The following is a 19287-nucleotide window of genomic DNA, read 5'->3' as shown; positions in this document are numbered from 1 at the left end:
TCACCCCCGCCGCAGGTGCAGCAGCGGGTACGGCCGTCCCTGGCCGTCGACCGCCGAACGGCCCACCGGACGGAACCCCCGGCGCGCGTAGAAGGCGCGCGCGCCCTGGTTCTGCTCGTTCACGTCGACCTCCACCGCCGGCAGCCCCGTCACCGCGCGCTCCAGCAGGGCGGAGCCCACCCCCGCGCCGTGCGCGTCCGGGTCGACGAACAGCATCTCGACCCGTGCGCCGTCGACGCCGGCGAAGCCGACCACCCGGCCGGACCGCTCCGCGACCGTCACGGTCAGCAGCGGGAGCGCGGCGCGGACGACGGCCTCGTAGCGGTCGACGTCACCGGGCCCGAGGAAGTCGTGCGTCGAGAGGACGGCACGCCGCCAGACGTCGACCAGGGTCTTCCGGTCCTCCGGCGTGGCCGGGCGGAGCGCGGTGCCGCCGCCGGTCACGCCAGGTCCACGTAGACGTCCAGCGCCGCCACCTCGGCGAACCCGAGCCGGCCGTAGCCGCGTGCCGCGCCGTCGGTGTCGGGCTCGGTGTGCGCCACGCGCGCGCCGGCGGCGAACGCCCCCGCCAGGAGCCAGGACGCGACGGCCGCCGCCACGCCGCGCCGGCGCGCGGCCGGCAGCACCCCGACGCCGCCGAGCCCGACGGCCGGGCCCGCGCTGCCGTGCGACCGCACGACGTAGGCCGTGCCCACCGGGACGCCGCCCAGCTCCGCGAGCGCCACGGTCGCCTCCGGGGCCCGCAGGAGCGGCTCGAGCCACGCCCGGGACGCCCGCGGGTCGCCCCCGAACGCCGCGACGTCGACCGCGAGCACCGCGTCCAGGTCGGCGGCCCCCGCCCGCCGCACGCGCAGGCCCGGGACCACCGGGGCGGGCACGAGCCGGTCGGCCGCGAGCAGCATGAGCCGCTTGCGGAACAGGTGCCGCCCGTGCGGCCACGGCGTCCCGGCAGGGACCCGCACGCCCCACGGCACGTCCCGGGGCGCGTACCACTCACGGACCGCCGCGACGTCGACGCGGTCGGGGTCGAGGACGTCGACGTTGTTCCACTGCGGGTACGGCAGGCCGCTGGCCATCAGCCGGGCGCCCGGGAGCGCCGCCACGGCGCCGCCCCGTCCGGCGCGGATCCGGCCGTGCACCTGCCACGTCTCGGCGTGCGCGGCGCGCGCCAGCGCGGCGGGCCCGGGCCTGTCCGCGGCGGTGCCCAGCGCGTGCTCGAGGACCAGGTGCGGGAGGACCCAGAGCAGCGCTCCGCCGACGCCGGGCACCACGCGCCGCGCAGCGCCCGGGATCCGCGACGCGAGGGTCCGGCCGAGGTCCGGCGAGTGGACCCGGTCGAGCGCCCCGACGAGCAGCGTGGTGGGCACCCCCACCGCACCGAGGTCGACCTCCCACCGCCGCATGGCGAGCAGCGTGTCGGTCACGTAGCCGGCCCCGCCCCCGGCGAAGCCCTCGGCGAGCGCGGCGCGGTACCGCGCCAGGAACGCCGGGTCGTCGTACACCGCGCGGTCCTCGGCGACCGCCCCGTCGCGCACCATCGCCTCCATCGTCCCCGCCGTGACGCGGCCGAGGACGGCACGGGCTCCCTCCGGGTCCGTCGCCGCGAGCCCGGCCAGGCCGCGCGCGTGCTCCGGGAGCAGCGGGGCGATGGTCGGGTGCGCCACCTCGTCGGCGGGCGAGACCAGCACGAGCGCCGACGCGCCGCCCACGGCCGCGAGCGCCAGACCGAACAGCGCGCCCTGCGAGCTGGTCACCACCGGCAGCGGCGCCGACGACCCGAGGACCCCGGCGGCGAAGGCCGCGTAGTCGCGGGCGGTGGACGCGGCGTCGCGCGCCGGGTCCGGCGTCGAGCCGCCCATGCCCGGGCGGTCCATCGTGAGCAGCCGGACCCCGCGGGCCGCCAGCAGGTCCTCGCCGAACGCCAGCGCCGATCCCGTGCCCGCCCCGGCCACCAGGAGCACGGGCCGGCCCCCGTGCGGCCCCCAGCTCCGGCCCACGAGGGTGCGGCCGTCCGGCAGCCGCACCTCGTGGACGGTCGACTCCGCCGCGCTCATGGGTCCTCCTCCCGCCGCGCCGACCCTAGCCAGGGGCACGGCGGCGGGCGTCCTCTTTATCGGTCCGGCCGCCCGGCGCCGAGTGACCAGAACCGCGAGGACGAACCCGTGGGAACCGGGCGAGTTCCTGGACACTCGGCGACGCCGAGCCGGCGCGCGGTCCTCCCGCGGCACCGTGCCGGAGCCGTCGACCGAGCGGACGAGGGAGCGCTCGGCGTGGACGTGTCCGACTCGGGCCCGACCGTCGCCGCGTTGGCGCGCAGCCGGCAGCACGCGCTCGTGATCGCGGCCGCGATGACGGCCGCGGGCGTGGCCGACGCGGTGCTGAGCGCCTCCGGCCCCGTGCCGGGCGCGCGGGTGGTCGGGGGTTCGGACGTGCTCCAGGGGTTCCGCGGCGCCGGGCGTGCTGTGGCACGATCGTGAGCATGACGGACCTCGCCGCACGGCTGCACGGGTGGGGCTACGAGGGCCGGACCGTCGACGACTTGATCGAGTTCGCTCACGCCACCGCGTCGACGGTGGTGGTCGACGTCCGCCTCACCCCGATCTCACGACGGCCCGGTTTCTCGAAGCGGCGCCTCGCCGCCGCTCTGGACGAGGCGGGGCTCGGGTACCTCCACCTGCGTGCGCTCGGCAACCCGCGCGACAACAGGCCGGGGTTCGCGGAGCCCGCCACCCCGGCCGGTGCCGCTGCGCACCGTCGGTTCGCGTCGGAGGTCCTGACGACCGAGGGCGCTCGCGCCGCGGTAGACCGCCTCGTCGAGCTCGCGGGGGTCACCGATCTGGTCGTCGTGTGCTTCGAGGCCGACCAGACCACCTGCCACCGCCGTCTCGTCATCGAGGCGGTGGCGAGCCACCAGCTCGTCGCCGCCTAGACGTCGAGCGCGAACGTCGGCTGCACGTGACCGCGCGGCCAGAACAGCCCCAGCACCAGGAACGACGCCGGGTGCTGGTGCTGGTTTCCGACGTAGAAGTGGGTGTCTCGTCCGGGCGCGCACATCTCGTCCAGGAACCTCCGGCGGTGCGCCTCTCGAGCGGCCTCTCGACCCATGGATGCGATGTTGGACCGTGCGAGCTGGCCGGACTCCCGGTCCACGACGCTCTGCCGGTGGCCGCGGCAGTCCGGGTCGTCAGCGCAGATGTAGTGGTACGTCGCGACGAACGGCGTCTTCTCGAGCACCTCTCGCTCCTCGCCGAACAGGTCCGCGTCGACCCGTGGTGCGCCGCCAGGGCGGTATTCCGGGTTGTCCCGGATCACGAGATCGTGGACCCGTGGACGCACGAGGCCGAGTGACGGCGCGTCCTGGCCGGCGGCACGCGCGCGCCGGGCGAGCTCGCACGTCGTGGTGGCGCCCCGGAGCCCACCGAGCAGCTCGGCTCTGCTCTGCCAGGTCCCCCCGTCGGTGTCCACGTGCGGTCCGAGCTCCAAAGAGTCCAGATCCGGCCGGAACGTCTCCGGCCGGCGATCGTTCCCGCCCTGCCGGCGTGCTCGCAACCGGATCACGTCGTACTTGCGGAACTGCCGGGCGCGCGGCAGCTCTCGGAAGCCGACGGGGAACAGGCGGACCCACTCCGGCACCGGCTCGTCGAGCCGGGTCCCGGCGACGCAGACCGACTCCCCGGTCCTGCTCCCGATGACCGGATACGCCTTGACCGCGACGAGCACGGTGATGGTCTCCCACCCGGGCCGTGACATCACGGATGGCGTGTCCGCGAGCAGGGCGGTCCGCCGGTCGTACGCGGCTGTCGTCGCAGGCGTGGCGCCCACCGTCGGGTCGTGCACGCTCACATGCTGCCGGGTGTCGAGCACCCATCGTGGTCATCCGGTCACCACTCACCCGAGCGGCCGCAGCCGCGGCGCCGCGCGCCGAGCTCATCGCTCGGAACGAGCACGTCCGAACTGGTCGGGTCCCCGGGGCATCCGACCGCGCGGGTCAGTCCTCCCGGACCACGTCGCCCGACCCGTCGACCTCGCTGGTCACCTCGGGGTCGCCCGTGTAGGTCACCGAGCCGGAGCCGCCGATCGAGGCCGCCAGGCGTCGCTCGGCGTGCACGGCGATCGACCCCGAGCCGCCGATCGACGCGTCCACCTCGTCCGCGCGCAGGTCCTCCGCGTCGATGTCGCCCGACCCGTCGATGCCGAGCGCGGCGCTCCGCGTCCGCCCGGCGAGCTCGATGCCGCCCGAGCCGTCGATCGCCGCCTGCACCTGCTCGGCGTCGACGCCGTCCAGCTCGATGCTCCCCGAGCCGGAGATGCCGACCTGCAGCCGGTCGCCGGAGACGCCGGACGCGGTGACGTCGCCCGAGCCGCTGATCACGACCCGCTCGAGCTCGCTCACCACCAGCTCGTACTCCACGTCGCCGAGGTCCTGGAACCCGAACGAACCGCGCGCGTCGAGCACCAGCACGCCGTCGCGGACCTCGGACACCAGCCGGACCTGCGTCCCCTCCGGCGCGCGCACCGTGAGCGACGGCGTGTCCCCGCGGCGCACCGTCAGGTCGCCCGACGACGCGAGCTCCACGGCCGTGACGTCCTCGATCTCGACGTCCCGGGACACCGTCGGCCCGCCACCGCCCACGCACCCGGCGAGCCCGAGCACCAGCCCCGCACCGACCGCCCCCGCCGCCGCTGCCGTCGTCGTCCGCCGTGCCATGTCCCGCTCCTCGTGCCGGGCGCAGGGTTGTCCCGCGTCGCGGTCCGAGCCTGCCAGGCCGCTGCGCGCGCCCGGCATCCGGGAGTCCCCTGAACGGACCCTGAGGACCACCCCGGGTCCCCGGGGCGGCGCCGCGGCGGCTCAGTCCTCCAGCCGGGTCAGCCCCCGGCGGAGCCCGCGGACCGCCTGCGCGATCCGCTGCTCGTTCTCGATGAGCGCGAACCGCACGTGCCCGTCGCCGCCGGGGCCGAACCCGACGCCGGGCGACACCGCCACGTCGCAGTCCCGCACCAGCATCTCGGCGAACTCGATCGAGCCCATCTCCCGGTACGGCTCCGGGATCCGCGCCCAGGCGAACATCGTGCCGCGCGGCCGCAGGATGTCCCAGCCGATCCGGGACAGCCCGTCGACCAGCGCGTTCCGCCGGCTCTCGTACACCGCGGACAGCTCGGCCGGGTACTCCGTCGCCTCGTTCAGCGTGACGGTCGCGGCGATCTGGATCGGCTGGAACGTCCCGTAGTCGAGGTACGACTTGAGCTTCGCCAGCGCGCCGACGACGTCCTTCCGCCCGACGAGGAACGCCACCCGCCAGCCGGCCATCGAGTACGACTTCGTCATCGAGTACAGCTCGACCGCGACCTCGGTGGCGCCGGCGCACTGCATGATCGACGGCGGGGTCCAACCGTCGAAGCACATGTCCGCGTACGCCAGGTCGTGCACGAGGACGACGTCGCGCTCCCTCGCCCAGTCGACGAGCCGCTGCAGGTCGTGCAGCTCGACGGTCGTGGTCGTCGGGTTGTGCGGGAAGGACAGCACGACCACGCGCGGCTTCGGCCAGCCGAGGTCCCACGCCTCCATGATTCGGTCGACGTAGCCTGCGCCGTCCGTGCCGTCGCCGATCGGCACCTGCCGCGCGTCGGCCCCGGCGAAGTACGGGCCCCAGATGTGGATCGGGTACGACGGCGTCGGCACCAGCGCAGCGTCGCCGGGCTGCAGCAGCACCCACATGAGGTGGCTGAAGCCCTCCTTGGCGCCGATCGTCGAGATGATCTCGGTGTCCGGGTCGAGCGTGACGCCGAACCGGCGCAGGTAGTGGTCGGCGACCGCCTGGCGGAGCTTCGGGATGCCACGGGACGCGGAGTACCGATGGTTGCGGGTGTTGTGCGCCGCCTCGGCGAGCTTCTCGACCGCGACCTGCGGGCTGGGCAGGTCGGGGTTGCCGAAGCCGAGGTCGACCACGTCGCGGCCGGCGCGCCGCGCGTCGACCTTGAGCGTGTCGATGATCGTGAACACGTACGGCGGCAGGCCGGGGATGCGACGGAACTCCATGGCCCGACGCTAGTGCCGCACGGGCCCGCGCGTCGTGGAGGAACCGCGAAGGTGCTGGTCGGGTCCGCGCCGGGTCCGCCCGCCGGGTCAGCGCCCCCTGGCCGCCAGCGCCGCCGCGTACAGGTCGCGCTTCGGCACGCCGGCGACCTGCGCCACCTCGGCCACCGCGTCCTTGAGCCGCTCGCCGCCGTCGGCCCGCGCCAGCACCTCGGCGACCAGGTCGGCCTCGGACGCGACCTCGCGGGCGGGCGCGCCGGCGACGACGACGGCGATCTCGCCGCGCACCTCGCCCGCCGCGGCCCATGCCGCCAGCGCCCCGAGGCCGTCGCGCACGACCTCCTCGTACGTCTTGGTGAGCTCCCGGCACACCGCGGCGGGCCGGTCGGCGCCGAACGCCGTCGCCATGTCGGCCAGCGTGGCCGCGAGCCGGTGCGGGGCCTCGAAGAACACCATCGTCCGCGGCTCGCGCTCGAGGGCCGTCAGCGCGCGGAGCCGCTCCCCCGGCTTGCGCGGCGGGAACCCCTCGAAGCAGAACCGGTCGGTCGGCAGCCCGGACAGCGCGAGCGCGGTGAGCACGGCGCTCGGGCCCGGCGCGGCCGTCACGGTCAGCCCGGCGTCGACCGCCGCGGACACCACCCGGAAACCCGGGTCGGACACGGCAGGCATCCCGGCGTCGGTCACGACGAGGACGGTCCCGCCGCCGCGGACGACGTCGAGCAGCTCCGGCGTGGTCGCGGCCTCGTTGTGCTCGTGGTGGCTGACCACCCGTCCCCCGACCGTCACGCCCATCCGCGCAGCGAGCGCGCGGAGCCGGCGGGTGTCCTCCGCGGCCACGACGTCGGCCTCCTCGAGCAGTCGGCGCAGCCGGGGCGAGGCGTCCTCCACGTCGCCGATCGGGGTCGCCGCGAGCACGAGCCGGCCGGTGCCGGGAGCCTGGGGGGTCACGCGGGCCAGCCTGCCACCTCCGCGGGGCCGGCCGCGCACGCACCCGCTCCGGTTGCCCCCGGCCGCCCCGGTGGCAGCATCGGTCGGACCGCCGACGAAGGGGAACCGCATGGCCACCGCCCCGCCGCCCGCCGCGGCCGCACCCGCGCCGGCCGCCCCGCACGACCGGCGCGTGCTGGTGTCGGGGTTCCTGTTCGGCTGCGGGGTCGCGGCGTCCGTGATCGACCTGTTCGTGTTCCACCTCGGCCTGCAGTGGCACCACTTCTACGACCTGTCGACGACGCAGGTCGCGCTCACCGCGGACGCGTTCTTCCACGCGGTCGGCTGGGCGGTGACCGTGTGGGGCCTGTTCCTGCTCGCCGACGCCCGCCGCCGGGCGCCGCTGAACTGGGCGCGCTGGGTCGGCGCGGTGCTCGCGGGCGTCGGCGCGTTCCAGCTCCTCGACGGCGTGCTCAACCACAAGGTGCTCGGCATCCACCAGATCCGGTACGGCGTGGACCTGCTGCCGTACGACGTCGCGTGGATCGGGGCGGCCGTGCTGCTGCTGCTCGCAGGGGTGCTGGTCGTCGCGCGCACCCGGCCGGCCGCCGCCGGGCCCGCCGCGCCCACCCGCCCCGCGGGCTGAGCCGCCGTGAGCGGCCACGGGCACGGGACCGCCGCCGCGGGCGCGCCGATGTCGGCGTGGGAGCTGCTCGAGGTCGCCGCCGTGCTGGGGCTCGCCGCCGCCGCGGGCGGGTACCTGGTCGCGGTGCTGCTCGCCCGCGTCCGCACCCCGTGGCCGGCGCGCCGGACGATCGCGTGGCTGACCGGGCTCGCGTGCGCGGCGGTCGCCGTCGCCGGGCCGCTCGCCGCGGCGGCGCGGGCGTCGTTCACCGCGCACACGGCGACGCACCTGCTGCTCGGCATGGTCGCGCCGCTGCTGCTCGTGCTGGGCGCGCCCGTGACCGCGCTGCTGCGGGCGCTGCCGGTCCGCGGCGCGCGCGCCGTCTCCCGCGTCCTGCGCAGCCCGCCCGTCCGGGTCCTCACGCACCCGCTCGCGGCCGCCGCGCTGGTCGGCGGCGGGCTGTGGCTGCTGTACGCCACGCCCCTGCTCGCGCTGAGCCACGCCTCGGCGGCGGTGCACGCCGCCGTGCACGCGCACACGCTGGCCGCCGGGTACGTGCTCACCGCCGCGGTCGTGGGCCGCGACCCCGACCCGCACCGCGCCTCGGCCACCGTGCGCACGGCGGCGGTCGTGCTCGTGTCGGCGACGCACGCGGTGCTCGCGAAGCACCTGTACGGGCACCCGCCCGCCGGGGTGGACACCGCGGACGCGCGCGCCGGCGCGCAGCTCATGTTCTACGGCGGCGACGCGGTCGACCTCGTCCTGCTCGTCCTGGTGGCGGCGGGCTGGTACGCCGCGGCCGGGCGGCGGCTGGTCGCGGCCGCCCCGGCGGCGCCGTCCCCGCAGGTCGCGCCCAGCCGGCGCCCCTACGATGACGAGCGTGCCCCAGCCCGACGACACGCCCGACGCGCCGCCCGGGCCTGAGCGGCCCGCCGAGGACCGGGGCACCCGGTTCCCGCCGGTCGCCGCCGGGCCCGCGCCGGCCCCGGCCGCCGCCGAGGACGGCACCGGGGGCGGCGCCGACGGCGCCGCGGACCGCAGCGCCGGCCGGGTGGCGCACCACGCCCACCCCGGCCACGCGGCCGCCACCCCCGCCGCGGGCACCCTCCTCGTCCGCGGCGGCGCCGACCCCGACCGCCAGGACGACCCGGCCCTGTCCACGCACGACCGGCTGCTCGTCCAGCTGCTCGGCGCCCGGACCCTGCTGCTCGGCGCCGCCCGCCGCGCGCGCGTCGCGGGCTGGTTGTGGCCGCTCGCGGTCACCCTGCTCGGCGGCGTGCTGCGGTTCTGGGACCTGGGCCGGCCGCACGAGCTGGTGTTCGACGAGACCTACTACGTCAAGCAGGCGTACTCGCTGCTGCGGCTGGGCTACGAGGGCTCGTGGGGCGACGACGCGAACACGCTGTTCGCGCAGGGCGACGGCTCGGCGCTGGGCGAGCGGGCGGAGTACGTCGTGCACCCGCCGGTCGGCAAGTGGCTGATCGCGCTCGGGATCCAGCTCGGCGGCGGCATCGGGTCGTCGGCCGCGTGGCGCCTGGCCTCCGCCGTCGCCGGGACGCTCGCGGTTCTGCTGGTCGCCCGGATCGCGCGGCGGCTGCTGGCGTCCACGGCGCTCGGCACCCTGGCCGGCCTGCTCATGGCGGTCGACGGCGAGGCGATCGTGCACTCCCGCACCGGGCTGCTCGACAACTTCGTCATGCTGTTCGCGCTGGCCGCCTTCGGAGCGCTGCTGCTCGACCGGGACCAGGCGCGGCGGAGGCTCGCGGCGCGGACGGCCGCGGTGCTCGACTCCGGGGCTGCGCTGGGCCTCGGCCCGCGGCTCGGGTGGCGGTGGTGGCGGTTCGCGGCCGCGGTGCTGCTCGGGCTGTGCATCGGCACCAAGTGGTCGGGCCTCTACTTCCTGGCCGTGTTCGGGCTGCTGTCGGTCGCCTGGGACGCGACCGCCCGGCGCTCGGTCGGCGTGCGCGCGTGGGTGCCCGCGACGCTGTGGCGGGACGCGATCCCGGCGGGCGTCGTCGTCGTGCTGACCGCGGCCGGCACCTACCTCGGCACCTGGGCGTCCTGGTTCGCGCACCCCGGCGCCTACCTGCGCCAGTGGGCGGCGGAGCACCCCGGCGAGGGCGTGACCTGGCTGCCGGAGAGCCTGCGCTCCCTGTGGCACTTCCACACCCAGATGTTCGACTTCCACACCCACCTGACCGCCGAGCACGCGTACGCGGCGCACCCGCTGGGCTGGATCATCCAGTGGCGGCCGACCTCGTTCTACTACCCGACCGAGGTCTCCGGGCTGACCGGCGACGCTGCCCGGGACCTGTGCGGCGCCGACGCCTGCTCGCAGGCCGTGACGTCGCTCGGCAACCCGGTGATCTGGTGGCTCGGGGCGCTCGCGCTGCTGGTCGCGCTGTACCGCCTGCTCGTGCGCCGCGACTGGCGGGCGGGCGCCGTGCTGTCCGGCGTCGTCGCGGGCTGGCTGCCGTGGTTCACCTACGCGGAGCGGACGATCTTCACGTTCTACTCGATCGCGTTCACGCCGTGGGTCGTGCTCGCTGGTGTCTACGTCCTCGCGCTGCTCGTGCAGAGCCCGGACGCGCGGCAGCGGCGCCGCGGCCTCGTGGTGACGAGCGCGGTCGTGGTGGTCGTGCTCGCCGTGAGCGCGTTCTTCTACCCGGTCTGGACGGCGTGGGTCGTGCCGTACGACGTCTGGCACCTGCACATGTGGCTGCCGTCCTGGATCTGACCCCGGAGCCGGCCCGACCGGGTCAGGACAGGTCGACGTGCCAGTCGACCTGCGGGCTCGGGTACCAGGCCAGGCCCTCGGCGTCCCAGTAGGGGCCGTGCGCCGCGACCCGGGTCGCGAAGTCGTCCCAGTCCCGGCGGTCCGCCGGCGTCCACGCCACCTCGGCGACCGCCGCGAGCCGCGGCAGCAGCATCGTCATGAGGTCGTCCAGGCTGCGGAGCGTCTCCGTCCACACGGTGGCCTCGACGCCGATCACGGACCCCTCGGGCAGCCCCGGCACCAGCGCGGTCGGCTCCCAGGTGTAGGCGTCCCGCAGCTCGATGTGCCCGGCCCACTCCAGGCCCAGCGCGGTGTCGCCGTCGTACTTCATGTCGAGGTAGGCCTGCGAGCCCGGCGACATCAGCAGCCGCGCGCCCGCCTGCGCCGCCGCGACGATCGGCGCCGGGTCCATCCGGGTGTCCCAGTACTGCACCACGGTGCCCGGCTCGAGCGGCGTGGTGGCGATCTCCTGCCAGCCGACGACCTTCTTGCCCGCCGCGCGCACCGCGTCCGACGCCATCCGCACCAGGCGCGCGTACTCCTCGCGCTCCATCGTGTGCACCTCGTCCCCGCCGATGTGCAGGTACTCGCCCGGGGTGACCGCGGCGACGTCGCCGAACACGTCCCGCAGGAACGGCTCGGTCGCCGGCAGGTCCGCCCACAGCCGGCTGAAGCCGACCTCGATGCCGGCGTACTCGTCGGTGGGCTCGCCGTCCGGGTTCAGCTCCCCGTAGGCGTGCAGCGCGGCGTTCACGTGCCCCGGGACGTCGATCTCGGGCACCACGCGCACGCCCCGGGCCGCGGCGTACGCCACGAGCGCCTCGAACTCCTCCGTCGTGAAGTAGCCACCGGGGTCGCCGTCCACGGCCGTGCCGCCCGAGCGCGCCGTCAGGTCGGGGCGCGAGGGCAGGTGCAGCCGCCACCCCTGGTCGTCCGACAGGTGCAGGTGCAGCACGTTGAGCTTGTACCCCGCCATGAGGTCGACCACGACGCGCAGGTCGTCCGGGCCGAAGAAGTGCCGCGCCACGTCGACCGACAGCCCGCGCCAGCCGTGCACGGGCTCGTCCTCGACGCGCACCGGCCACGCCGCGAACGTGCCGTCGTGCGGGCGCAGCACCTGGTGCAGCGTCGCCAGCCCGTGCGTCAGCCCCTCCGGCGTGCCGGCGGTGACCCGGACCAGGTCGGCCGCGACCTCCAGGTGGTACTGCTCGCCGGCCAGCCGGTCGTCCAGCACGAAGGCGACGTCGCCCGGCTGGGTCGGCTCGGCGACGTCCCGGTAGCGGACCTCGACCGTGCTGCCGGAGATCCGGCTCAGCGACTCGGCGGCGAGCACGCCGAGCGCGACCTCCGCGGGGCCCGTCCCCACCGTGACCGTGGTGGCGGCGGAGACGACGAACGGCGCCCCCTCGGCCTCGTGCACCAGGCGCGGGGCCGGGACGATCCGCAGGGGTGAGGTCGGAGCGGGCACGACGGTCCTTCCGGGGCGGCGGAGCTGACGACGGGCGTGCGACGGCCCGGCCCCCGGCACCAGTGTGCCCGCTTCGTCCGGTTCCGTGGGGCGACGCGCGGGACGGGTTCCGCGGGCGGGTAGGTGCTGGGCGCCCGTGGTGCCGCCCACCCGTCCGGGTGAGCGCGGGTCACGGCCCGGACGCGGGCAGGTCACGGCGCGGACGCGGCGGGCGCCGTGCCGCAACGATTCGGCATCCGTGCAGGTGACGGCCCTCCGCGCGCGAGCCGCTGGCCCTAGCGTCCCGGCCATGCGGAGACCAGGGCAGGACGGCGGCCGGAGCACCGGCCGGGCCGGGACGGACGTGACGCGGGCGCTCGGCGGGCTCGCACTGGCGCTGGCGCTGCTCGCCGGCTGCAGCGCCGGGGGCGGCGCGACCGGCGCCGACCAGGCGCAGGGCGGGGCGGACCAGGGGCAGTCGCTCGAGGAGGGGTCGGGGCCTGGTGGCGGGTCGGGCGCGGGCGACGGCGGGTCGGGCGAGGCCGGCGACGCGGGCATGGCCGGCGACCTCACCGCGTCCGGCGGCGAGGTCGCGCAGGACGCCCCCGCCGCCGGCGACGCGGCCGGGGACGTCGCCTCCGGCACCGGCGGCGCGACCGCGGACGCCGGCGGCCGGCAGGTGATCACGACCGGCGAGGTCGGGCTGGTCCACGAGGACCCGCGGGCCGCGGCCGACGCCGTGGTCGCGGAGGTCGAGGGCGCCGGCGGCCGGGTCGACGCGCGCCAGGAGACGGCGGCGCGCGGCGACGTCGGCACCGAGGCGACGGCCGACCTGACCGTCCGGGTCCCCGCCCCGGCGATGACCGGGCTCCTCGAGGCGCTGGACGAGATCGGCGAGGTCGACCACGTCGACCTGGCGTCGGACGACGTCACCGCGGCCGCGCAGGACCTCGACGCCCGGATCCGTGCCATGACGCTGTCCGTCGCGCGGATGGAGGACCTGCTGGCCCGGGCGACCACCCGCGAGGAGATCCTGTCCGCCGAGGACACGCTGACCGAGCGCCAGGCGGCGCTCGAGAGCCTGCAGTCCGAGCGCGGCCGGATGGCCGAGCAGGTGGCGCTGTCCACGCTGCGGGTGTCGATCTGGACGCCGCCGGCGGCCGAGGAGCCGGCGCCGGAGGAGCCCGCGGCGGTCGAGGACGACTCCCCGGCCGGGTTCCTCGGCGGGCTGGCCGCGGGCTGGTCGGCGCTCGTGACCGTGCTGGGCGGGGTCGTCACGGTGCTCGGCGTGCTGCTGCCGTGGCTCGTGCTCGCCGCGGCCGTCGCCTGGGCCGCGCTGCGGGTCCGGCGGGCGCTCCGGCGGCGCGCCGCGGACCGGGAGCCGGCGGGCGGCGGGCCGGGCGGGCCCGGCGGCGCGGGCGGCGGCGGCGGGCAGGGTGACCACGGGCCGGGCGGCCCGGGCGGCGACGGTCCGGGCTCCGGCGGGCCCGGCGGCGGACCGGCTGTCGTGCCCCCGCCCGGTGCACCCGGTCCGGCCGAGCGGCAGCCGGTCGGCGCGGGCTTCCCCCGCCCCTGACCCCCTGGCCGAGTCGAGGTCGAGGTCGACGGTCTCGCCCCTGGGCGCGCGGCGCGGCACGCCGCACGCCCAGGGGCGGAGCCGTCGGCGTCGCGCCCGGGGGGCGTCGGCGCCGCATCAGGCGCGGGGTGACGACCGCGTCAGGCGGGGGGTGCCGACCTCGTCAGGCGGCCGGCGCCGACCGCGTCAGGCGCGGGTGACGACGGCGTCCGGCTCGGGCTCCGTGGCCGCGAGGCGGCGCGCCAGCACGGCGCACGTCGCGAGCTGCAGCTGGTGGAACACGATCACCGGCAGCGCGACGCCCGCGGCGGCGACCGGGCCGAACAGCACGTTCGCCATCGGCAGGCCGGTGGCGAGGCTCTTCTTGGACCCGCACATGAGCAGCGCGATCCGGTCGCCGCGGGACAGCCGCAGCGCCCGCCCGCCGGTCCACGTGATCACCAGCATCGCGGCCAGCAGCAGGGCGCACACCGCGACCAGCACGACCAGGACCCCGACGGTCAGGTCGTCCCACACCCCCGACGCCTCCGCCTCGGACACCGAGCCGTACGCGACCAGCAGGATCGTGCCGCGGTCGGTGACGAGCGTGATCGGCTTGTGCGCGCGGATCCAGGCGCCGATCTTCGGCTGCAGCAGCTGCCCGAGCACGAACGGCAGCAGCAGCTGCAGCAGCGTCGCCCCCGCCGAGCCGCCCACCGGCCCGCCCGCCCGGGACATGAGGATGCCCACCAGCAGCGGGGTCAGCACGATGCCGAGCACGTTCGACACGGTCGCGCCGGTGATGGCGCCGGCCACGTTCCCGCGGGCGATCGAGGTGAACACGACCGACGACTGGATGGTCGACGGCAGCAGCGACAGGTACAGCAGGCCGGTCTTGAGGTCGTCCGGCAGCACCGAGTCCGGCAGCAGCTGCACCGCCAGGCCCAGGACCGGGAACAGCAGGTAGGTCGACGCGAGCATGCCGCCCTGCAGCCGCCAGTTCTTCAGGCCGTCCCAGACCTCGCTGGTCGCCATGCGAGCGCCGTAGAGGAAGAACAGCAGGACGACGGCGCCGGTGGTCACGTGGTCCAGGCCCGTGGCGAACGCGCCGGAGGCCGGGGCGAACAGCCCCAGGAGGAACACCGCGACGATCATGACGACGAGCGGGTCCACCCACGTCTTGGTCGCGGACCAGGCCCGGGACCACCGGCCCGGTCGGGGCGGGATCGCGTCAGGCACCGGGACATTCTGCCACCGCGGCGGGGGCGCCCCGGCGCGCGTCCACGACGGGTCCCCGGCGGCCGCCCGGGAACGACGAAGGCCCGGGATCCGTGGATCCCGGGCCTTGCCCTGCGGTGGAGCTGAGGGGATTCGAACCCCTGACCTTCTCATTGCGAACGAGACGCGCTACCAACTGCGCCACAGCCCCTTGAAGCGGTGATCAGCCTAGCACCCGTCGAGGGGTGCTCACGACACCGCGGTCCGCGGCCTACTCGCCGGCGGCGCGGCGGCGGGCCAGGACCGCGTTCAGGTCGATCGAGCCGGTGGGCTCCTCGGTCGCCGGGGCGGTCGTGCCCGGGGTGCTCGAGGCGGCCGGCGTGGCGGGCGCCTCGGCCGCGGCGGACCCCTCGGCGGCGGGCGCGGCGACGGACCCGGCGGCGGCCGGGGCCTCCGCGGCGGTCGCCGTCGCCTCCTCGGGGACGGCCGTCGTCCGGCGCGCGGCGGGCGCGGCGTGCGTCGACCCCTCGACCTCGCCCAGGGGCGCGGGCTCGCGGCGCGGCGCGGGCGCCTTCATCGCGTACGTGGGCCTCGGCACGGCGACCGGCGACCACGTGTCCCCCTCGCGCCCACCGTCCCGGACCCGGGTCGAGGTACGGACCGGGGCGTCGGCGCGGACGCGCTGGATCGCCTGGGTCTCGGTGAGCGACGGGCGGACGGCGCGGCCCTCGGCGCCCTTGCGGCCCGGGCGCGCGGCCCGCTCCCGCAGCGGCGCGGTGGCCTCGGCGATCCGGCGCTCCCACTCCTCCTCGGCGGCGCGGCCCTGGACGGCGGCGCGGCGGCCGAGCGCGAGCACGCCCGCGAGCAGCACGGTCGGCACCACGCCGGCGAGCACGCCGAGCGCGGTGACGCCCACGACGACCCAGCCGGCCACGGCGGCGACGAGCAGCACGCCGGCGAGCATCCCGCGGCGGCGCGCGGCGGCGCCCCGGCGGGCGGACGCGGCGGCGTGGGCGGCGTGCAGCTGCGCGGCGCGGCGGGCGGCGTCGGCGCCGATCCTGTCCTGGGTCCCGTGCGGTCGGTACACGACCCCTCCCCTCTCGGTCCTCGCGAGCCGGTTGCCCGCCCCGGGGGTCAGCAACCCGACCCGCTTGTCCACCGGGCCGCAGTCCTGCCGGACTCCCCCGGCGACCTCCGCGCGGCGCCGCCGGTCCGACCCCTCCGGGCCGGTCACGGCGAGCACCCGCAGGGCGTCGGAGAACCGGTCGTCGGTCCGCGACTCGAGCAGCTGCTGCCGGTGCCGCAGCTTGTGCGGCACCAGGTACGCGATCCACAGGCCGACCACCACGAGGGCGGCTGGTCCGGCGAATTCGTACACTCCACGACGGTAGGTGCGGCGCGGTCGCCGACCCCGGACCCGTCGCGGCGTGTCGAGCGGCGCGCCGCGTGAAAATCACACCGATGTCATTCGCCGCGCCGGGGCCAGCCTGCCACATCCGGACGAACCCGGACAGACCGGGCCGACGCGCCGCCGCAGGTCAGGCGCCCGGCGCGCGCGCGGCGTGCCAGCGCGCGAGCAGCCCGCGCGGCACGTCCTCGGTCGTCAGGGCGAACGTCCGGTGATCGCACCACGCGCCCTGGATGTGCAGGTACCGCTCGCGCAGCCCCTCGTCGCGGAACCCGAGCTTCTCGACGACCCGCAGGGACGGCCGGTTCTCCGGGCGGATGTTGACCTCGACCCGGTGCAGGCCGAGCGCGGTGAAGCAGTGGTCGGTCGCGAGCGCGACGGCGGTCGGCGTGACCCCGCGGCCGGCGACGTGCTGCGACACCCAGTAGCCGATCGACGCCGAGTACAGCGAGCCGTACGTGATCCCCGAGACCGTCAGCTGGCCGACGAGCTCGCCGGCCAGGTCGATCGCGAACGGCAGCGACGTGCCCGAGCGCGCCTGCTTGTCGAGCGACCGCACGAACTGCGAGAAGGTCGGCCGCCGGCCGGTGACCGGCTCCGGCGACGTCGCGTCCCAGGGCTGCAGCCACGCCGCGTTGACCGCGCGCAGCCGCATCCAGGCGGCCTCGTCCGAGCGACGGAGCGGCCGCAGCCGGACGTCGCCGTCGCTCAGCGCCACGGGCCAGCCGCGCGCCATCAGCCCTCCAGCACCAGGCAGTGCACGACCTGCCCGGCGACGACCGCGGAGTCCTGCTCGCCGACCACCGCCAGCGCGTTCGCGTGCGCGAGCCCCCCGATCGACGGGACCGACGGGTCGCCGACCGGCATGACCCGGTAGCCCTCGCCCGGCGTGCCGACGACGGCGGCGGGGACGAACTGCCGGATGCCCGCCGGGGACGGCCAGCCCACGTCCGCGCGCGCGGTCACGGACGGGCGGAACAGGTCGGTGTGCCCGGCCATCGCGCGCAGCGCGGGGCGGACGAACACCTCGAACGCCACCTGCGACGCCACCGGGTGGCCGGGCAGCGCGAACAGCGGCACGGCGTGCACGCCGTCGCCGACCGTGCCGAACCCGTGCCGGAAGCCCGGCGCCATCGCCACCTGGTCGAACCGCACCGTGCCGAGCGGCGCGAGCACGTCCGCGAGGGTGTCGTGCTGCGACTCGGACAGCCCGCCGGTGGTGACGACGACGTCGGCCCGGACCAGCTGGTCCTCCAGCGACTCGCTCAGCACCGCGCGGTCGTCCGGCACCACGCCGACCCGCACGGGCGTCGCGCCGGTGTCCCTAACCGCCGCCTCCAGGGCGTGGCCCGCCGACTCGTAGACCCCGCCGTCGCGCGGCGGGGTGCCGGGCTCGGCCAGCTCGGACCCGATCGACACGATGACGACGCGCGGCGCGGGGTGCACGCGCAGCCGCCCGCGCCCGGCCGCGGCCGCCGTCGCGAGCTGGCGCGCACCGAGCCGCGTCCCCGCGGCGAGCACGACGGCTCCGCGGGCGGCGTCGGTGCCGGCCGCGCGGACGCCCTCGCCCGGCGCCGGCACGCGGTGCAGGGCCACGCGGACGGAGCCGCGGTCGGTGTCCTCCGCCGGGACGACCGCGTCGGCGCCCGCGGGCACGGGGCCGCCCGACGCGATCCGCACCGCCTGGCCGGGCGCCAGCCGGAGCGCGGTGGGGTCGCCGGCGAGCACGTCGTGCGCCACGGGCAGCGCCACGGGCGAGCCGGGCGCCACCCCGCGCAGGTCGCCGGTGGCCACGGCGTACCCGTCCCGCGCGGCCACGGGCTGCGCCGGGACGTCCGCCGGGGCGACGACGTCCTCCGCGAGGATGCAGCCGGCCGCGTCGGACAGCACGACGTCGAGCGGGGCGACGGGCCCGACCGCGGCCAGCACCGCCGCGAGCTGGTCCTGGACGGATCTCATGCCCGCATCATGCCCGGACGGACCGGCCACCCGCCCACCGGCCGCGCCGCGCAACCCCTTTGGTCCTACCCGGCCCGGGGCGGATTTGCGAGACTGGGGCCATGAGCGCCGCTGCCCAGCCGTACCCGCACGTCTCCGACGGCAGCAGCGTCACCGAGGTGAAGGACGAGTTCCGCGCCGCCGTCCGCGCCGCGCGCCGGGCCCGCTCCCCCCGCCTGCGGGCCGCCGCCGCCGAGGCCCTCGTCGACGTCGTCGAGACCATCCCCGTCGTCGCGGACGCGTCGGTCGTCGCCGCGTACAGCGCCCGGCCGACCGAGCCGGACACCGGCCCGCTGCTCGACGCCCTCGCCGCGCGCGGCGTCCGGGTGCTGCTCCCCGTCCTCGGCGCCGGCCTCCAGCGCGAGTGGGCGTGGTTCGCCGGGCGGCACGACCTGCTGGAGCGCGCACCCGGCCGGCCGCCGGAGCCGTCCGGCCCGTCCCTCGGCGCCGACGCGATCGCCGAGGCCGACGTCGTCCTCGCCCCCGCCCTCGCCGTCGACACCGCGGGCAACCGGCTCGGCCAGGGCGGCGGCTGGTACGACCGCGCGCTCGCCCACGCCCGCCCCGGGACGCCGGTCGTGGCGCTGGTGTTCGCCGAGGAGCTCTACGACGCGGCGACCCGGCCCGTCCCGCACGAGCCGCACGACCGGCGGGTCGACCTGGTGGCGACGCCGGAGCGCTGGGAGCGACTCGGCGACTGACCCGCTGTCACGACGACCGGCGTCCGGCCGCGGCTCGCGCAGCCGGACCCGCGGGCGCGCCCGCGGGAATACCGCGAGGCCGCGTATCATTGGCACTCGGACAGCGGGAGTGCCAGGGACGCCGCCCGGCGACCGGCCCCCGTCCACCCAGGTCACGTCATCCGCGGGAGACAGCAGTGCCCACCTACGCCTACGCCTGCACCGAGTGCGGCCACGCCTTCGACATCCACCAGTCGTTCAGCGACGCGGCGCTCACCGAGTGCCCCGCCTGCGGCGGCAAGCTGCGCAAGGTGTTCTCCTCCGTCGGCGTCGTGTTCAAGGGCTCGGGCTTCTACCGCAACGACTCGCGGTCGACCACCAGCTCCACGACGGGCTCGAGCAGCAGCACGTCGTCGTCGACCTCGTCGGCGAGCACCTCGTCGAGCACGAGCACGACCTCCTCGGCGCCGGCCGCCTCGACGTCGTCGGCGTCGACCTCGTCCGCCGCCGCCAAGCCCGCCGCGGGCTGACGCCGCGGCTCGTCACCCGGGGCCGGCGCGGCCGCTCCCGGGCGCGGGCGCCGAGCCCTCCGCTTCGCGCGCGGGTGCGAGCCCCTAGC

19 protein-coding genes and 1 tRNA gene are annotated in these 19287 nt (G+C 77.0%); 8 read left to right on the top strand and 12 right to left on the bottom strand.

The features are described 5' to 3' along the window. The gene (locus tag Cpa01nite_RS09845) at positions 1 to 444 is read right to left on the bottom strand and encodes an acetyltransferase (RefSeq protein ID WP_203668587.1); all 444 of its coding nucleotides are present in this window, start codon (positions 442 to 444) and stop codon (positions 1 to 3) included. Then, entirely contained in the window at positions 441 to 2054 is a 1614-nt protein-coding gene (locus Cpa01nite_RS09840; RefSeq protein ID WP_203668586.1) for an alpha/beta fold hydrolase, read from the bottom strand. Before Cpa01nite_RS09840 ends, Cpa01nite_RS09845 begins: the two co-directional genes overlap by 4 nt. Before the next feature lie 216 nt (positions 2055 to 2270). Here Cpa01nite_RS09840 and Cpa01nite_RS09835 point away from each other — a divergent pair, with 216 nt between their 5' ends. Both Cpa01nite_RS09835 and Cpa01nite_RS09830 read left to right on the top strand, forming a co-directional pair. Continuing rightward, on the top strand, positions 2271 to 2477 hold the full coding sequence (locus Cpa01nite_RS09835) for a hypothetical protein (RefSeq protein WP_308439367.1): 207 nt from the start codon (positions 2271 to 2273) through the stop codon (positions 2475 to 2477). 2 nt (positions 2478 to 2479) lie between these two features. Next, positions 2480 to 2929: a DUF488 domain-containing protein gene (locus tag Cpa01nite_RS09830; protein WP_203668585.1), complete on the top strand. Its 450-nt coding sequence runs from the start codon at positions 2480 to 2482 to the stop codon at positions 2927 to 2929. Here Cpa01nite_RS09830 and Cpa01nite_RS09825 read toward each other — a convergent pair. The 4 genes from Cpa01nite_RS09825 to rsmI all read right to left on the bottom strand — a co-directional run bounded on the left by Cpa01nite_RS09825 (position 2926) and on the right by rsmI (position 6982). Next, positions 2926 to 3837, bottom strand: a complete 912-nt coding sequence (locus tag Cpa01nite_RS09825) for a DUF8757 domain-containing protein (protein ID WP_203668584.1) — start codon at positions 3835 to 3837, stop codon at positions 2926 to 2928. The two genes, Cpa01nite_RS09830 and Cpa01nite_RS09825, sit on opposite strands and share 4 nt — an antisense overlap. Before the next feature lie 151 nt (positions 3838 to 3988). Then, complete coding sequence (locus tag Cpa01nite_RS09820) at positions 3989 to 4708, bottom strand: head GIN domain-containing protein (RefSeq protein ID WP_203668583.1); 720 nt, start codon at positions 4706 to 4708, stop codon at positions 3989 to 3991. A gap of 141 nt (positions 4709 to 4849) precedes the next feature. After that, the gene (locus tag Cpa01nite_RS09815; protein ID WP_203668582.1) at positions 4850 to 6037 is read right to left on the bottom strand and encodes an aminotransferase class I/II-fold pyridoxal phosphate-dependent enzyme; all 1188 of its coding nucleotides are present in this window, start codon (positions 6035 to 6037) and stop codon (positions 4850 to 4852) included. 87 nt (positions 6038 to 6124) lie between these two features. Continuing rightward, positions 6125 to 6982, bottom strand: coding sequence for a 16S rRNA (cytidine(1402)-2'-O)-methyltransferase (gene rsmI, locus Cpa01nite_RS09810; protein ID WP_239068679.1), 858 nt, complete (start codon positions 6980 to 6982; stop codon positions 6125 to 6127). Between the two features lie 109 nt (positions 6983 to 7091). On the opposite strand from rsmI, the gene Cpa01nite_RS09805 reads away from it, so the two are divergent. The 3 genes from Cpa01nite_RS09805 to Cpa01nite_RS09795 are packed head-to-tail and all read left to right on the top strand — an operon-like array spanning position 7092 to position 10323. Then, complete coding sequence (locus tag Cpa01nite_RS09805; protein WP_203668580.1) at positions 7092 to 7607, top strand: DUF2243 domain-containing protein; 516 nt, start codon at positions 7092 to 7094, stop codon at positions 7605 to 7607. A gap of 6 nt (positions 7608 to 7613) precedes the next feature. Next, positions 7614 to 8510 carry a cytochrome c oxidase assembly protein gene (locus Cpa01nite_RS09800; RefSeq protein ID WP_239068678.1) on the top strand — a complete coding sequence of 299 codons (897 nt, stop codon included), beginning with the start codon at positions 7614 to 7616 and terminating at the stop codon, positions 8508 to 8510. Beyond that, on the top strand, positions 8467 to 10323 hold the full coding sequence (locus tag Cpa01nite_RS09795; RefSeq protein ID WP_239068677.1) for a dolichyl-phosphate-mannose--protein mannosyltransferase: 1857 nt from the start codon (positions 8467 to 8469) through the stop codon (positions 10321 to 10323). Before Cpa01nite_RS09800 ends, Cpa01nite_RS09795 begins: the two co-directional genes overlap by 44 nt. 22 nt (positions 10324 to 10345) lie before the next feature. Here the strand turns inward: Cpa01nite_RS09795 and Cpa01nite_RS09790 are convergent, their stop codons facing one another. Then, positions 10346 to 11830 (bottom strand): beta-N-acetylhexosaminidase, encoded by a 1485-nt coding sequence (locus tag Cpa01nite_RS09790; protein ID WP_239068676.1) that lies wholly within the window; start codon positions 11828 to 11830, stop codon positions 10346 to 10348. 289 nt (positions 11831 to 12119) lie between these two features. Between Cpa01nite_RS09790 and Cpa01nite_RS09785 the strand changes: the two genes are divergently transcribed. Then, positions 12120 to 13385 (top strand): DUF4349 domain-containing protein, encoded by a 1266-nt coding sequence (locus Cpa01nite_RS09785; RefSeq protein ID WP_203668577.1) that lies wholly within the window; start codon positions 12120 to 12122, stop codon positions 13383 to 13385. Between the two features lie 186 nt (positions 13386 to 13571). On the opposite strand, the gene Cpa01nite_RS09780 is transcribed toward Cpa01nite_RS09785, so the two are convergent. The 5 genes from Cpa01nite_RS09780 to Cpa01nite_RS09760 form a co-directional block, all read right to left on the bottom strand. Beyond that, positions 13572 to 14603, bottom strand: coding sequence for a bile acid:sodium symporter family protein (locus Cpa01nite_RS09780; RefSeq protein WP_308439366.1), 1032 nt, complete (start codon positions 14601 to 14603; stop codon positions 13572 to 13574). 117 nt (positions 14604 to 14720) lie between these two features. After that, positions 14721 to 14793, bottom strand: a tRNA-Ala gene (locus Cpa01nite_RS09775). A 60-nt stretch (positions 14794 to 14853) separates the two neighbouring features. Then, entirely contained in the window at positions 14854 to 15960 is a 1107-nt protein-coding gene (locus Cpa01nite_RS09770) for a SepX/GlpR family protein (RefSeq protein ID WP_203668576.1), read from the bottom strand. Positions 15961 to 16120: 160 nt separating this feature from the next. Then, positions 16121 to 16726 carry a GNAT family N-acetyltransferase gene (locus Cpa01nite_RS09765; protein ID WP_203668575.1) on the bottom strand — a complete coding sequence of 202 codons (606 nt, stop codon included), beginning with the start codon at positions 16724 to 16726 and terminating at the stop codon, positions 16121 to 16123. After that, a complete protein-coding gene (locus tag Cpa01nite_RS09760; protein WP_203668574.1) occupies positions 16726 to 17949 on the bottom strand; it encodes a molybdopterin molybdotransferase MoeA in 1224 nt (407 codons plus the stop codon). Before Cpa01nite_RS09760 ends, Cpa01nite_RS09765 begins: the two co-directional genes overlap by 1 nt. A gap of 101 nt (positions 17950 to 18050) precedes the next feature. On the opposite strand from Cpa01nite_RS09760, the gene Cpa01nite_RS09755 reads away from it, so the two are divergent. Then, positions 18051 to 18689: a 5-formyltetrahydrofolate cyclo-ligase gene (locus Cpa01nite_RS09755; RefSeq protein WP_203668573.1), complete on the top strand. Its 639-nt coding sequence runs from the start codon at positions 18051 to 18053 to the stop codon at positions 18687 to 18689. A 176-nt stretch (positions 18690 to 18865) separates the two neighbouring features. Beyond that, complete coding sequence (locus Cpa01nite_RS09750) at positions 18866 to 19198, top strand: FmdB family zinc ribbon protein (RefSeq protein WP_203668572.1); 333 nt, start codon at positions 18866 to 18868, stop codon at positions 19196 to 19198. Positions 19199 to 19287: the final 89 nt, after the last annotated feature.

Origin of the sequence: Cellulomonas pakistanensis, from assembly GCF_016862755.1 — a bacterium.
In the GTDB taxonomy this organism is placed as follows: Bacteria; Actinomycetota; Actinomycetes; order Actinomycetales; family Cellulomonadaceae; genus Cellulomonas; species Cellulomonas pakistanensis.
The sequence above is the reverse complement of the archived record's forward strand: the minus strand, read 5'-3'. Positions and strand labels throughout refer to the sequence as shown.